Origin of the sequence: Evansella tamaricis (assembly GCF_019042215.1) — a bacterium.
Classification (GTDB): Bacteria; Bacillota; Bacilli; order Bacillales; family Salisediminibacteriaceae; genus Evansella; species Evansella tamaricis.
In genome coordinates this window covers 38,941-54,243 of record NZ_JAHQCS010000091.1, presented here as the reverse complement: position 1 = coordinate 54,243, position 15,303 = coordinate 38,941, and the positions used below count along the sequence as shown (strand labels likewise).

The 15,303-nt window shown below is 37.3% G+C and carries 12 protein-coding genes; all 12 read right to left on the bottom strand.

Features of this window, described 5'->3' with window-relative positions; all coding sequences use genetic code 11:
• Complete coding sequence (locus tag KS419_RS09825; protein ID WP_217066203.1) at positions 1-1,917, bottom strand: site-specific DNA-methyltransferase; 1,917 nt, start codon at positions 1,915-1,917, stop codon at positions 1-3.
• 18 nt (positions 1,918-1,935) lie between these two features.
• Entirely contained in the window at positions 1,936-2,592 is a 657-nt protein-coding gene (locus tag KS419_RS09820) for a DUF4391 domain-containing protein (RefSeq protein ID WP_217066201.1), read from the bottom strand.
• Entirely contained in the window at positions 2,586-5,828 is a 3,243-nt protein-coding gene (locus KS419_RS09815) for a helicase-related protein (protein ID WP_217066199.1), read from the bottom strand. Before KS419_RS09815 ends, KS419_RS09820 begins: the two co-directional genes overlap by 7 nt.
• 408 nt (positions 5,829-6,236) lie before the next feature.
• Entirely contained in the window at positions 6,237-6,476 is a 240-nt protein-coding gene (locus KS419_RS09810; protein ID WP_217066197.1) for a glutaredoxin family protein, read from the bottom strand.
• A gap of 333 nt (positions 6,477-6,809) precedes the next feature.
• On the bottom strand, positions 6,810-7,295 hold the full coding sequence (locus KS419_RS09805) for a hypothetical protein (RefSeq protein WP_217066195.1): 486 nt from the start codon (positions 7,293-7,295) through the stop codon (positions 6,810-6,812).
• A 260-nt stretch (positions 7,296-7,555) separates the two neighbouring features.
• Positions 7,556-7,717, bottom strand: coding sequence for a hypothetical protein (locus KS419_RS09800; protein WP_217066194.1), 162 nt, complete (start codon positions 7,715-7,717; stop codon positions 7,556-7,558).
• Between the two features lie 327 nt (positions 7,718-8,044).
• Positions 8,045-9,529 (bottom strand): protein adenylyltransferase SelO, encoded by a 1,485-nt coding sequence (locus KS419_RS09795; RefSeq protein ID WP_217066192.1) that lies wholly within the window; start codon positions 9,527-9,529, stop codon positions 8,045-8,047.
• A gap of 247 nt (positions 9,530-9,776) precedes the next feature.
• Positions 9,777-10,664, bottom strand: coding sequence for a DUF3307 domain-containing protein (locus KS419_RS09790; protein WP_217066191.1), 888 nt, complete (start codon positions 10,662-10,664; stop codon positions 9,777-9,779).
• A gap of 2 nt (positions 10,665-10,666) precedes the next feature.
• The gene (locus tag KS419_RS09785; protein ID WP_217066189.1) at positions 10,667-11,479 is read right to left on the bottom strand and encodes a hypothetical protein; all 813 of its coding nucleotides are present in this window, start codon (positions 11,477-11,479) and stop codon (positions 10,667-10,669) included.
• 188 nt (positions 11,480-11,667) lie between these two features.
• A complete protein-coding gene (locus KS419_RS09780; protein WP_217066187.1) occupies positions 11,668-12,144 on the bottom strand; it encodes a divergent PAP2 family protein in 477 nt (158 codons plus the stop codon).
• A 63-nt stretch (positions 12,145-12,207) separates the two neighbouring features.
• The gene (locus KS419_RS09775; protein ID WP_246593760.1) at positions 12,208-13,560 is read right to left on the bottom strand and encodes an aspartate aminotransferase family protein; all 1,353 of its coding nucleotides are present in this window, start codon (positions 13,558-13,560) and stop codon (positions 12,208-12,210) included.
• A gap of 28 nt (positions 13,561-13,588) precedes the next feature.
• Positions 13,589-15,052, bottom strand: coding sequence for a CoA-acylating methylmalonate-semialdehyde dehydrogenase (locus KS419_RS09770; RefSeq protein ID WP_217066186.1), 1,464 nt, complete (start codon positions 15,050-15,052; stop codon positions 13,589-13,591).
• Between the last annotated feature and the right edge of the window lie 251 nt (positions 15,053-15,303).

The following is a 15,303-nucleotide window of genomic DNA, read 5'->3' as shown; positions in this document are numbered from 1 at the left end:
CTATATGACTTTAACGGTTGTATTTGGTGCTAACAATTTAAAAATTTCTCCCACGTTAATTTTGTCCGGACTGTTTTTAAAGCTGCTGTCCCGAAAGACGACACGAAGGGGCTGACGTTTAGCAATTTCCCTTACCACATTTTCTGATACATTCTCATCGAAACATGCGATTAAGGACCCTTCATCAATGGTGTGTACTCGAACACCTTCTATTTCTTCCAGTTCAAGCGATAAGGATAACGGTAGTCCCCAATCCACTAAAACACCATAAAGAAGATCTAAATCAGAACGGTCTTCTTTGATATTCGATTCCACTCGCTCCAATAAATCCTGTGTATATTCAGTGGCTGAATAATAGACATCTTTCATATTTGTACTATCTACTTTTAAAACTCTGAACCCAATATCAGGGACAACTCTTGGATCATCCTCTTCTTTCTTTTGTTCGTTAAATTCCATGACGTCACCTTTAATTTTTTCACCGGCACGACGAATTCGTTCTTTCCCAATTTCTGTAATCGTTTTATACCCAGCTTGATAAGCATCACTTTTCTCTTCCACTTCTTCTGGAATCTGAACCATAATATATTTACGGCTCCCCCCATCCACTGAATTTAAATCCATTACGGCGTGGGCCGTAGTGGCAGATCCGGCGAAAAAGTCAAGTACAATATCATCTGGTCCAACATTTCCTAACTCAATGACCTTCTTTATCAGTTCCACTGGCTTTGGATAACTAAAAATTTTCCCGTCTAATAACTCCTTTAATAAAGGTGCCCCACTGGCATTTCCAATGTTTTCTAACACCGTTGTATATAATTTCGTTTTTGGATTATCCTTTGTTGGCTCATAAATTTTTTCATATGGAATCCATTCATCATCCTTCTTTTTAAATTCCACATTACCTGCAGCAATCTCCGCTGTCATTCGATCCCTTCCCCAACGCCAGCACCCAGCTTCTGTTGCTGATAGCATTGGATATAAATCATTTCCATCGGGATCTTTGATCGCATAGTACAAGTTCGGACGATCACTGCGACGGCTATTTTCGCCCCACTTTCTTAAAAGCTGCGTTTTATAGTGTAATTCCTTCTCTGAGTCAAAATGAGGGTAACTGTCATCTTCCTTCAGTTCTTTTCCGGAAACAAAGTAATTCATGTTTTTGGTGTAACACAAGATATATTCATGGACAATGGCATAATGTTTACTATCCTGTCTCCCACCACTGCCTTTTCGAATAAAATCGCATATATAATTGGATTCCCCGAATATTTCATGGCAGATTTTCTTTAAGTTATCTGCTTCATGGTCATCGATACTAATAAAGATAACACCGTCTTCCCGCAGTAAATTTTGAGCAAGTTTTAGTCTTGGATAGATCATGCTGCACCAGTCACTGTGAAACCTTCCATTTGTTTGAGTATTTCTAAAAAGCCTGTTTTCTTCCTCATCATGTGTCCCGATTTTTTCATCAAATTCCTCTTTATCCATTGTAAAATTATCTTTATACACAAAGTCTTTCCCCGTATTGTAAGGGGGATCGATATAGATCAATTTAATACTGTTTAAATAACTTTCTTGCAGGAGCTTTAATACCTCCAGATTATCCCCTTCGATAAAAACATTTTCCGTTTTCTCCCATGCTTTACTTTCTTCCACACATGGACGTAATGTTTTTCTGATTGGCGTATTCCCTTCTACAATGGATGCTTTTTTCCCTACCCATGTAAAATCATAATTTTCATCTCCATCAATGACATCGTCTGATAGTTCCTGTTTCAATAATTCAAAATTAATCCCTTTTTTAAGGTTACCGTTTTCGTCTTTCATTTCTGTGATGACGTTTGGAAACAACATTCCGATTTTTTCAATATTTTTCTTGGTTAAGTCGATACTTTCCATCTTGAGCTTGTCCACGTATTTTATTCCCTCCGTCTATTTCAATTTTCGTTCTAGTTCTTTTTTCAATTTCCTAATTTCACCTGATAACTTGACTTGGCGATTAAATTGTTTTTCTTGTTTCATTTTCTTTTCCATCATTTGAATGTCTTTTTTTAATTTTTCTACTTCTTTCGAAATATCGATAGAAGTTTTGATGTCGGTGTCTTCTTTTGTCTGTAACTGATCCCCAGCAATCTGAATGATAAAGTTTTCATATACTTTATCCAGATTTATTCCCTCTATGGCTAAAAATAGCTGATCCAATAGCATCCATTCCGTTTGAAAATAACTGTCTACTTTAAACTTTCCTTCTCTATTTTTGCTGTACTCCTTGTAACTAATCCTCAGTTGTGCAAAATCCTGGTACCTTAGGAGAAAAAGAAGGTGATATGGTATATCCCTATCAATCGTTTCAATAATGACATCACTAATGGATTTATTTTTCAGGTTCACTTCCATTACTTGTATTTCAGAGACTTCTTTTCCTTTTTCAATGTTAATTGTTTCAGGAGAAAACTTATTTTTCCAAACAATGGTATCCACTTCTTGTGTAAATTTCTGTTCTAACTGATGTGAAACGCTTAAATGATGATAGAACTTAGATTTTGGAATTCTTCGGTTAAATAGAGTCGATTCTGGAAAAGTTAACATTCCATCACCACTACAAAACAAATAAGTTCAAAATCATCTAATCCATCAATATGTGTTTTCAGTGCTGTCGTTCCTCCCATTTTAAATAAACTGTCAATATCACTTTCATCCTTCACTTCCATAATGGATGTAATAGTTTCATGAAGCAAATCGGAGTATTTACTCATATGCCGTCCCTCATTTGATTTTACATTAAATTGACGGCATAATGCTTTAAAAGGCTCTTTATGTCCTTTACACATCATCCTTAAAGTATCCAGCGTTTTTTTAGGTTCCAGATGATTCGCGATTACTTCTCCTTCATCTGTAATATAAACCATATAAAAAGGATGAAGACGGTTTTGATTTTCGTTATTGATATCGTTATTAATATTCTTTAATACAAAAACAACTCCAGGTGGAATTACTTCCCCTTCTGCCGGCACGATAGCGTGCATCCCCAACGGTGATTTGTCAATGTTAGGATTCTCTTTCAAATATCCCAATAAATCCATTCGAAATTCGTTTAATCCAAGATCCATAATCGAAACACCGCCAGACATCTCTTCCATATCAACTACTTCTGTCTGCAGTCTTTCAAGTTGCTGTTTTCGGTACTCTAGGTCACCCTTTTCCTCTTCAATTGGATTGTCATCACCTGTAGATGTCATTACCGTCACCTTCATTCGAGTTTCCACCCTTGCCTTCAGATTTATATAGTCATCTAAATCTAAATCTGGCCAAAAATTAACGAGTTGAATCACTTTATTCCTACTTCCGATCCGATCAATTCTCCCAAACCGTTGAATGATACGGACAGGGTTCCAATGAATATCATAGTTGATTAAGTAATCACAATCCTGTAAATTTTGTCCTTCAGATATACAGTCTGTGGCTATTAATAAATCGATTTCTTCTTTTTGCCCAGGCATAATCAACTGCTTTTCTTTCGATTGCGGTGAAAAACAAGTTAATATACTATTTAAGTCATTTGAGAGTTGCTCAACAGTTGTTTTACTGTCATTCCCACCGGTTACCATCGCTGTATTTAATCCATACTTCTCTTTAAGAAGTTTACTAGCATAAGTGTATAAATAATCCACGGTATCTGAAAAAGCAGAAAAAACAATGACTTTCTTGTTATTTGGATTAATTGGATTTTTCAGCTTGCGCTCTATCGTCTCGAGCAGCAAATTCAGCTTACTATCATGTTCTGGAGTAATTTTTACCATGTGTTCCAATAAGTCTGCCAGTATGGTCCTGTCACTCATTAAATCATCTTTCCAAGATTTATAATCCATATCCAATAAGCTAATTTTTACTTTTTTTCCAACCGTAAAGAGGTCTGTATTTTGATCATCCATATCTAAATCATTCTGATGAATGGTTGTGACTTCCATTTGATTGTCCACATTTAACTTATCAATTTTTTCAAGTGTTGAGTCAACTAACGTTAATATCCGTTGTAAGGTCAGGCGAAAAGCATGAACAGAACTCTCCAATCGTTTTAGAAGATTAATCCGCATTAAAACCATAATGCCAAATTCACGGTCGGACTGCTTGAATCTCGTATTTTTCATATCTGAACCGTATTGAGATTCGTATTTTTCAACTTTACTGGCTAAAATATAGTCTGATGGTGTATATATTCCGAGATTAAGTAATGACAATTGACCATATATCTCGTTGTAATTTATCGTTTCCGAAAGATCTGTTAAATCACAGCGGATAGAAAGGGGTTTGTTTCTTTCTGGAAACGTGCCGATTTCCGAACTGTCATAATACTTTTCAATATGCTTTCGGGAACGGGCTATCGTTACACTATCTAAGAGTTCAAAGAAATCAAAATCCAGCATTTTTAAGAGGCTGTCTGTTGTCCTTTCCGTTGCTGCCAATTCACTCCAATTATTAAAGGAAGCTTGTGCCCTTCGAAATATCACATCTATACTATTTTTCGTATTCAATTCACGCTCTAGAAGTTTATCGCCCCCTTCATAAGCTAAGGCTAACTGGTTTTTTAAGTCAGCGAACCGATTATTCACTGGTGTTGCCGAAAGCATTAATACCTTTGTTTTCACACCTTTTCGGATGACTTTATTTAACAATTTCAAATATCGATTCTCTTTTTCACCGAAATCTCCCGAGGTTTGTCCCCCGTTCCGGAAATTATGAGATTCATCTATGACAACCAGATCGTAATTTCCCCAATTAATCCGGTCTAGGGGAATTCCATTCGTAGTTCCACGTGTCCGTGACAAGTCCGTATGGTATAGTACATCATAACGGAGACGGTCGGAGGCAATGGGATTGTTTAACACATTCAGTTTGTAAGTATTCCAGTTATCCGAAAGCTTTTTTGGACATAATACTAGAACGGATTTATTTCTGTTTTCATAGTATTTAATTACACCTAGAGCAGTGAACGTTTTTCCAAGACCAACACTGTCTGCTAAAATACAGCCATTATATTTTTCCAGCTTGTTAATAATCGCCAAAACGGCATCCTGCTGGAAATGAAAGAGTTTATTCCAAATCGCTGTTTCTTTGAAACCTGTTGCTTCATTTGGTAACACATCTTCCGAAATATCTTCTAAAAACTCATTGAAAATGTTGTATAACGTAATAAAATATATAAATTCAGGAGAATTTTCCTGATACACGGTTGAGATATTTTCGATAACTTCTTCTGTAACATCTTGCAATTTTTCTTCACTGTTCCAAATTTCCTGGAAAAGTCGTAAATACTCATCACTGAACGGAGAATCAAGGCGATTTACCATGTTATAGACATTGTTTCCTTTCTTACAGCCAATATCTACCGTAGTAAATCCGTTCACAGGCATATACGTATACTTACTTTCATCATTTCGCACATGAATAAATCCACCCATATTATCCTGAGTTATGTTAGATTTAAACACCGCTTTCCGTCTGATCCAATCCACACATTCTTTTGCAATCGACTTCTGAGTCAATTCATTTCGTAACTTCACTTCAAATTCCGTTCCATACAGACTCTTTTCCCGATTCAAGCGAGGAATATAGAATTCCCTTTGTTCTTTTTCAGGTTTATCTGTTGTAAATGCTGGTGAAGTAAAGATGAATCGCAACTCTTCGACAGTTTCAAGCTCCGTTTTCAGCTCTTGGAATGCATAGATGGAAAAATAGGATGCTGCTATGGCCACTTTACTGTTTTTCGTAATGGATTTTGCTAAATCATCTTTAAGCGTTTCATTTACATTATCTATTATTTTCATCGGTAGTATCTGTCCTCCTTCAGTTATATCATGCTGCTAGAAGTTATTTATTTTATAGGGGTACACAAATCAATTTTTAAGTAATGGAAACAAAGAAAGGTATTAGTATATATTTTACTGGTTGTCATTTTGATTTACAACGGATTCAACTATTCTAAACTATGTTATGTGGGTATGATCCTTATGCTATCGTGAGTGATTTTACACGGTGGATGAGGCAAGAAGAAAGTCATTCAGAAAATTTGAGGTTGGCAGGCGTGAACTTTGGTTGGATCACCGCTCATGCGTTCATGAAACCCTTATACATTAAAGGCAACAACAAAAGGTACCTATCAAAAGTCACTATACCGACTTTTAGGCACCCTTTACTAAATAATTATTCAATCTATTCACTCAGGACGTTTATGATTAACTTTTTACTTCCTCAATTAACCCCTTTAATTCTGGAGTGAACCCCTTAACAGCTTTTTCCCCAACTACGGTCACAGGAATGCCCATAAATCCAAATTTCTCAACTTCTTCCCTGTATTCTTTGTTAGCCATGATGTCCCTAACCTCAAAAGGAACACCTTCGTCTTCTAACATTTGTTTCACATAAGTGCACTCGACACATCCATCTGCGGAATACACAATCACTTGTTTACTCATCTAATGTCATCTCCCTATATCGATTCTTAGTAATACCATATGATATGAAGGATTATTGTTTTCTTAAAATAAATGTATTCCTCCAATTCTCTATGAGATTTTATCACAGAACATGGGTTAATACCTAAAAAAATGCCAAAGAGTACGAAATGGAAATGAGCCCGATTTAGGTCACATAAAATTTAAGAAAACAAATGCCAGTATAGTATACCAAAGCAAAATGGAATAAAACCAAACAGCGCGATTCTGTATACTAATCTTGCTTTTCTGTATACTAAGCTTGCTTACCAGAGAAACCTACATTAACCCACAACACACTTCTCATTTGAACAATTATTGGTTTTCTAAAAATGATTTCACTTCCATAAAATCATTCGAAACGAAAACTACATCTTTCGTATCAAAAATAACAAAAGAAGGAAACTCTTTAACCTCTAAGAGAAGAGCATCAGTTGAAGGTCCTACAACTCCAACACTAATGGAACCTGTTTCGAGTTTCTCTGATTCCGATATAAAAGTCAAAATGTCATTAATTTCCTCAAGTTTATTGGTATAACTTTCCTCACTCTCAAAAAATAGCCTTAACGTAAATAATCCTTCTTCATAAGACTTTAGCGTCGTAATAACATCTTCTTTCGTCCGCTTTACTGGCTTTACTTTTTCTGCAGTATAAACTGGGAAATCTTCATAATTCCCGATTGTAAGTTCCATTTGGCTATGATAATCAGTTCTTTTCTCTTCGAAATTTTCCTTTACCCATACATTAATCCTGGAAAAAGGGAGTTCCTCATAGCTAACTTCTTCATCCTCTTCATTCAAAAAAATAGTGTCATCAGGGACTTTTATCCAATAGCCATATATATATTCAGGATCTACAAATCTATCTCTTTCTCGGGGAGTTAAATTGTCTTCAACACAAGAAAAGCGCAAGCGCCTATGAACACGAGCGTAGGGCAGTGGAGGAATGACAACCTGAAGTCCGCTCTTTGACTTCAGTTGTCACTTCCGAAGTGCCCCGCAGCGAGTAGGCGGTGGAGCTAGACAACTTGCCCGAAGGTGCAAAAACTAATACTTATCTTTTAAATAAACATCATCTGTTCTTCTTCAGAATGAAAATACACATGACCGGAAAAATCAGGTTCCCTTATTTTGTCATTATTTTCAAAGATTGTTGAAAAAATGATGATGCCAACAACAAAAACACACATTAATGCCATGGGAATTACACTTTTAGTAGACATCACAGTCCTCCGATGTTCATAATAATTAATGATAGTTTCTTGTATTTACGAAACAAAACAAGGAGAAGTTTCATCGGTTCGTCTAAAAAACCCCAACTCCCACCTGTTCTGTATCAAACTATAAAAGAAAAACTCTTCTTCCAGTTCAAGTAAATAATCACTAACGATGATAGTTTTCTTCTAGATTAATTACTCGTTTCTAGAGGAAGTGATAATCCTTCCACCCATCAGTGTGTCATCCAATATAATTTTATAAGATCAGGCCCCATGAATTATCTCAAGGGACCTGATATGATAAATAACGTCAAAATTAGTAATAACAAAATCTTACGTCCCACAATATGTTCGATAACCAGCACAGACCTTAGGATCTGGCGGGTACGTATATTCCCTTTGTACTTTTGAGTAATCGTATGGATTTGAAAGAGCAGCAAGTAGGTTTTCTAAAACAGTGAAATCCTCATTTTCTACTGCAGCATCCAATGCTTCTTCCACTCGATGGTTCCGTGGTATTACCGTAGGATTAGAACGACGCATTAATTCATAGGAATCTTCCGTTGTTTCTTCCTGCTCCGAAAGTCTTCCTTGCCACAAATCGTGCCACTCTGTAAATTCAGGAGCCTTGAAGAGTTCCATCTCTTTCCCATCCAACTCATCCATCGTCAATGAACGAAATGTATTGGTGAAATCTGCATGATATTTTTTCATCAAGCTGAGAAGACCGTCAATAATAACTTCGTCTCCGTCGCCTGCCCCTCCCTTTCCATGGAACAATCCTAGTTTTGCCCGCATCCCGCTCATCCAATATTCTCGGTATAAATCCGAATACTTAGAGAGTTCATTTTGCGCAAGCTTTACTGCTTCATCTTGATCCTCATGTAACAAGGGAACCAGAGTCTCAGCAAATCGAGCTAAGTTCCAACCACCAATGTAAGGTTGATTACCATAAGCGTATCGACCGTCCCTGTCAATGGAACTGAAAACAGTCTCTGGATCATACTTATCCATGAATGCACATGGACCATAATCAATGGTTTCTCCACAAATAGTCATATTATCTGTATTCATGACACCATGGATAAATCCAACTAATTGCCACTTTGAAATTAATGAGGCTTGTCGTTTGATCACTTCCTGAAGAAATACAATATAGCGGTTTTTATTAGTAGAAGTAACAGATGGATAATGACGTTCTATCGTATAGTCCGCTAAAGCTCGCAGTTCTTCACCTGTACCATATCGTACCGCAAATTCGAAGGTACCAACGCGCAGATGACTGGCTGCAACCCTTGTCAACACAGCACCAGGGAGTTCCGTTTCCCGATAAACTGGTTCCCCCGTAGTTACCACAGCAAGACTTCGGGTTGTTGGAATATTTAAAGCATGCATGGATTCACTAATGATATATTCCCTTAACATGGGGCCAAGTGATGCTCGACCATCTCCCCCACGGGAATATGGCGTTCGGCCTGAACCCTTTAACTGTATATCAAACCGTTCACCTGTTGGAGTAATTTGTTCTCCGTGGAGCATTGCCCTACCATCCCCCAACATCGTAAAATGGCCAAATTGATGTCCAGCATACGCTTGAGCCAAAGCTATTCCACCTTCTGGAATTCTATTGCCTGCAAACACCTCTATAGCCTCTTCTGTTCGTAACAACGTTGGATCCAACCCTAAAGACCTCGCCAACGTCTCATTAAGTATTACCAGTTCTGGTGAATCAACAAGGTTTGGATCGATTTGTGAATAAAACTTATCCGGCAGACGGGCATAACTGTTATCGAGATTCCATTCAACATTACTAGTCATTGTATCTCCCTTTCCTATTTGAAAAAGATAGTCCAGCTAAATTCAAACGTTATAGATGATTACTTAAACTGCTTTTGAGAACATTGTTCATTTACCTTTTTTTAGTTTCCACTTACATTATTTTTAATATTCCTTTTTTATGACTTATGCAAACTGAATCACACTTAAAACGATGATTTCCAGCAATTTCACCACTGACCAACTTCTGAATACTCCCATAGTATACTAATCTTAATCTATTAATCTATTAATTAAAAAGGATAAACTTGATTAAAAATCCATAAACAATTGCTAAAAAAATGGATGTCAGTGTACCCAATAAGAAATACTCAGCCCAATCCCGATCATCCAGTTGTTTAAACCTTGTTATTGATTTAGCTGCAATAATAAAAGCAATTGAACCGATGGAATCGTTTAGGATCAAGATAATTACCAGTAATCTTTCTAAATATCCAATGACCTTTCCCCTGGATAAATCTTGATTTTTCATAACGGTATATGTAATTTCCTCACTAATAGAAGTCTTTTGGTCAGAAGGGATATATCCTTGTCCATTCCGTGTATCTTTAATGCTGTATTTCCCTTCAAAAAGGGCAATATGGTTTGTTAAAGAGCCTAGCAAATTTCGAATGAAATGGCCACTAACTGTTGTTGTAATCATTATCATAATCAAGAGCAATAACACTTTTTCTAGCACGTTAAAACTTGGTTGTGAGCCCTCCACTAATCTGAAAACCACAAGAATGGTATTACCGCCACTAGTCATATCAACCTGGAAAAACCAAAGGGAAATCAATACTATTGATAAGAGATGAAACAACTGGTCGATGACAAAAAGTGCACCTTTCCATGAATTAAGTTTACCAAATTTTCCTTCTAATTGAGCTTCAGCCTTTATTTTTCCAATATCTATCAACCAATGGGCACATGTCAACAGGATGACTGGTAAAATCACGTGATACCAAAAACTAGTTCCTTCTAGAAAGAGATATATAAAGAAGAGTGCGATAAAACCTAATAGAAATTGATGAATCAAATGCCTCTTCAAAAATTTCCTCTTGTTTTTAACCATTTTATCCGTCTGGAAATAAAAATCACCAATTAAATGGGCTAATAGAAGAATTAAAACTTCCATCTCTAATTATCCCCTCCTTGATCATGAAGCAAAATAAATTCTTTTACATTTTTACTAATGATATCTTTTATAACCTCATTTAATTTATTGGATAAACGACTGACATCATTCTCCCAATATGATTCTTGAAAAGAATTTAAATTTTGTTCAATTTGCGTTTGCGTTTTAAAGATTAGTCCAGTATTTCCTTTTTTATAATGACTTGAAATCGTTGCAGGGGATTTATTTACTAAAGAAGCAACCAGTTTTTGTTGACCGTAGATAAAGTATAAGCTACGAATTAATCGTTGGTTATCGGTTTGATTATTCATGAGGTTGTGCTGCAATTCAAGTAATAAGTTCAGCGAGTTTTCCATTTCCATAAAACATTTGTTGTTGCCGGAAAAATCACTATTATTGTCTATAAGATAGTCTCTCTGCAGATGAAATAGTATTGGAATCCTGTTGTTGGATTGTTTGATAATTTCATTAGCATCTCTGGCCAGTTTCACTAAAGGGTGATTCCATGTTTCTATATTGATAGCATCAATCTCTTTATCAATAATACCAAAACTCATCCCAAAATATGGCTTATGTTCTGGATACTTCCACAAATGTGTGAGAGTACAGGCGACTATATAAGCAGTAAAATAATGTTCACTAACAAATATGATTTCATCTCCCCGCCGATGTTTTACAATGGATTTACCAACTGGAGATACCCATTCTTTGATCCAATCTTCAACCTGATCTAAATAGCTAGAAATATTATTCCAGTTAGAATTGCTAGTGGAATTGGACACATCCATTATAAAAATGGAAACAGGATTTTTCATATGAATTCTCCTTTAAAAATTACTTAGATTATTTAGTCTAATTATATAATAATTCGACTAATTAGTCTAATTTATCACTATTTCGATGATAGAATGTAATCGCTACCTATTGTTAAACTGCACTTAAAAGAGATACTGAATGATCAGTATCTCCCAGTTTGCACCCGTATATTTTTACTATTAGGTTTTTAAGTACGAGAGGAGATCATCTTGCTTCCAATCAAATGACTCACCCAACCAACAACTACACCTACAAATGCTCCTGCTGCAACTTCTTCCGGTTGATGACCTAGGGCCTCTTTCAACTGGCTTTCCATCTGATCATGATAATTGCCATTCTGTTTCCCTGCCAATTTCTCCATCTTTTCCTCCAATTCATTGACCCTGATCGACGTTTCCCCGGCGTACCTGCGAATACCCTGGGCGTCGTACATGACAATTAAACCAAAGATAACTGATAATGCAAAGTCCAACGTTCGCGGTCCTAAGCGGAGTCCCGTGTAAGTGGCCAAGGATGCTACACCGGCAGAATGGGAACTGGGCATCCCACCAGATTCAAAAAACGTTTCCCACTCCCACTTTTTTGTTTTTCGCTGCTTTATTGGGATCTTTAAAAACTGTGCTAAGCCAATGGCAAATAATGCCGTTAAGATTCCTCTGCTCACCGTAATCACCTCTCCGATAGTTTTTGGGAAAACACCCAAATCTATTCAGACAGTTCAGAGCAACTATTTGATTTCATTTAAACATTCCACTAGTATTTCGGTTAAAAAGGAAACGTCCTTCTCTTCAATATTCAATGGAGGTGCTAATGTCAATACGTTATTAAACCCTGCTGCGGTCACTCCATTCTTACCAATTATCAGCCCTTTTTCTTTACAGGAACTGATTACTTTATTTACGATTTGGACATCCAGTGGCTCCTTGGTCTCCTTACTTTTCACCAACTCGATACCAATAAGGAGACCTTTACCCCTAACATCCCCAACATACGAATGATCTTTAAGAAGTATGGTTAAATCTGAAAGCATTGCAGAACCAATTACTTTAGAGCGCTCCACTAAGTTTTCCTTATCTAGGATTTCAAGGTTTTTCAAAGCAAGTGCACATGCAGCAGGATTTCCCCCAAAAGTATTTATGTGACGGAAAAAATCATATTCCTCCTTGCCTTTGAATTCCTCGTAAATTTCCCGTTTAACCGCTGTAGCAGATAAAGGTAAGTAAGCACTTGTCAATCCTTTGGCCATCGTAATAATGTCTGGTTTAACCCCATAATTCATAAACCCAAGTGGTTTACCTGTACGTCCAAACCCACAAATTACTTCATCCACTATAAGTAGTGCACCATGGTCTTCACAAACCTCTTTTACACCTTTCATATATCCTTCCGGAGGAATAAGAACACCTCCACCAGTAATAATTGGTTCCATAATGACAGCAGAAATAGTATCACTTATTTCCCAATTCATCATAGTATCTATAGCCTGAACCGATTTCAATTCTCTTGGCGGGCAAACCTCTTCTGGAAAACGGTAGGAATCTGGTGGAGAAACGTGGAGAAAACCAGGGGCTAACGGCTCGTATTTAAACTTCCGTTGTCCTTGACCGGTTGCCGCAAGTGCACCCATCGAGTTCCCATGGTACGCCCGATACCTTGAAATAACTTTGTATCGGTGGTAATCTCCGTTTTGTTGGTGATATTGTCTTGCCACCTTGAAAGCAACTTCATTAGCTTCCGACCCACTATTTGAATAAAAAATAACATAATCGTCTCCCAGAAGTTCATTCAGCCTTTCGGAAAGTTTTATGGCGGGGAGGTGACTTTGGCTTAACGGAAAATAGGCCAACTCCTTTAATTGTTCGTAAGCTGCTTCTGCCAATTCAGTCCGGCCATAACCAACGTTTACACACCATAATCCGGACATGGCATCTAAGTACTTTTTCCCATTAATGTCTGTTATCCATGCTCCCTTTGCTCCGGAAACGATCATCGTTGTTTCTGGGTTGTAGGGCTTCATGGAATGCCATACATACTTTTCATCCGTCTTTTGTACCAGTTCACTTGCATCCACAACGTCCAAACAATCTACCCCTTTCCCATCTGCTTCTTTAAAAATCAAACCTGGAAGTAATCATTTTTTTGCGAGTGTAAAAGTTTACCCCGTCTTTCCCATTCACATGAAGATCTCCATAAAAGGAATCTTTCCATCCAGAAAAAGGAAAGAACGCCATGGTCGCGGGAACGCCTACGTTAATTCCCAACATTCCTGCATCAGCTTCCTCACGAAATTTCCTTATAGCACTTGCATCTTTTGTATAAATGGTTGCACCATTTCCAAATCGGGATTTTTGTATATATACTAATGCTTCCTCTAAATTTCTCGCACGTAAAATACTTAACACAGGTGCAAAAATTTCCTCTTTTGCAATAGTCATCTCGGGTGTCACCTTATCAAAAATGGTTGCTCCTAAAAAGTACCCGTTTGTCCATTTCTCCATCTCTTTCCTGCCATCCCTCAGTATAGTAGCACCTTCCTCAATTCCTTTTTCAATGATGCCAATAACTTTCTTCCGATGGGAATCTCGAATCACAGGTGTTAATAATACCTCATCATCTAAACCGTTGCCCATTACTAAATTCTCTGATTTATTTTTCAACTCACGAACAAAATCGTCCCCATCGCCTACTACAACAACAGCACTACATGCCATACAACGTTGTCCTGCACTCCCAAAGGAAGAACTGAGAATATGTTGAATCGCCTTTTCCATATTAGCATCAGGCATGACAATATGATGATTTTTAGCTCCTGCTAAAGCCTGTACCCGTTTACCTTTTGATGCAGCCCTTTCATAGACGTATTTTGCCACCGGTTGAGATCCGACAAAAGAGATGGCATTAATTTCTCCATTCTCTAGTAGGGCATTGACGACATCATGTGCACCATGAACGAGATTTAAGACACCTGGAGGTGCTCCAGCCTCCGTAAACAGTTCCACCAATTTGGAAGCCAATAAAGGGGTTCTTTCGGAAGGTTTTAAAAGGAAGGTGTTCCCACATGCAATAGCAAGGGGAAACATCCAAAGGGGAACCATCATCGGAAAATTAAAAGGGGTAATACCACCGACAACTCCCAATGGATAACGGAACATTTCTGAATCCATGTCCTCTGCTATTCCTGACAGTGTTTCCCCCATCATTAATGTTGGTGCCCCTGCTGCAAATTCTACACATTCAATTCCCCGCTGAACTTCCCCATAAGCTTCTTTATAAGCTTTTCCATTCTCTAATACAATAAGCTTTGCGAGTTCTTCATGGTTCTCCTGTAATAAATGGTGATATTTATATAACAGTCTGGCACGTTTTGGAACAGGCACATTCTTCCAGTCCTGAAAAGCTGATCTGGCAGCTTTTGCAGCCACCTCCACATCTTTCACTGTAGATATGGGAACGTTTGCTATAATGTCATTCGTTGCAGGATTCAAAACTTCTAATTGTTTTGTACTGGAGGAATTGAGCCATTCCCCATTAATATAATTTTGGAGTTTCACAACCTTATTAACGGTCTTCAAATTCTACCTTCTCCCTCCTACTGATAAATTTCATGGACAACGATCACCTATATAATAGTAATCATTCATACTATATTAAGTGTATTATCGCCTACAATAACTGTTGTTTCATTAGACAGTATGTAAAAGAAAAGAATAAGAAAACGCGACATTTTGAAAGAATACCAAGAAAATGAACCATCATAAGTAAAGCGCAAGCGCCATGAACACGAGCGTAGGACTGTGCCTCCCTCTAAAAGCATCGCTCTGAA

Bases quoted from the DNA above. Each gene is read 5' to 3' on its own strand.
- KS419_RS09820 (WP_217066201.1), bottom strand. From the start codon at position 2,592: ATGTTAACTTTTCCAGAATCGACTCTATTTAACCGAAGAATTCCAAAA.
- KS419_RS09810 (WP_217066197.1), bottom strand. From the start codon at position 6,476: ATGAGTAAACAAGTGATTGTGTATTCCGCAGATGGATGTGTCGAGTGC.
- KS419_RS09795 (WP_217066192.1), bottom strand. From the start codon at position 9,529: ATGACTAGTAATGTTGAATGGAATCTCGATAACAGTTATGCCCGTCTG.
- KS419_RS09785 (WP_217066189.1), bottom strand. From the start codon at position 11,479: ATGAAAAATCCTGTTTCCATTTTTATAATGGATGTGTCCAATTCCACT.
- KS419_RS09800 (WP_217066194.1), bottom strand. From the start codon at position 7,717: ATGTCTACTAAAAGTGTAATTCCCATGGCATTAATGTGTGTTTTTGTT.
- KS419_RS09815 (WP_217066199.1), bottom strand. From the start codon at position 5,828: ATGAAAATAATAGATAATGTAAATGAAACGCTTAAAGATGATTTAGCA.
- KS419_RS09790 (WP_217066191.1), bottom strand. From the start codon at position 10,664: ATGGAAGTTTTAATTCTTCTATTAGCCCATTTAATTGGTGATTTTTAT.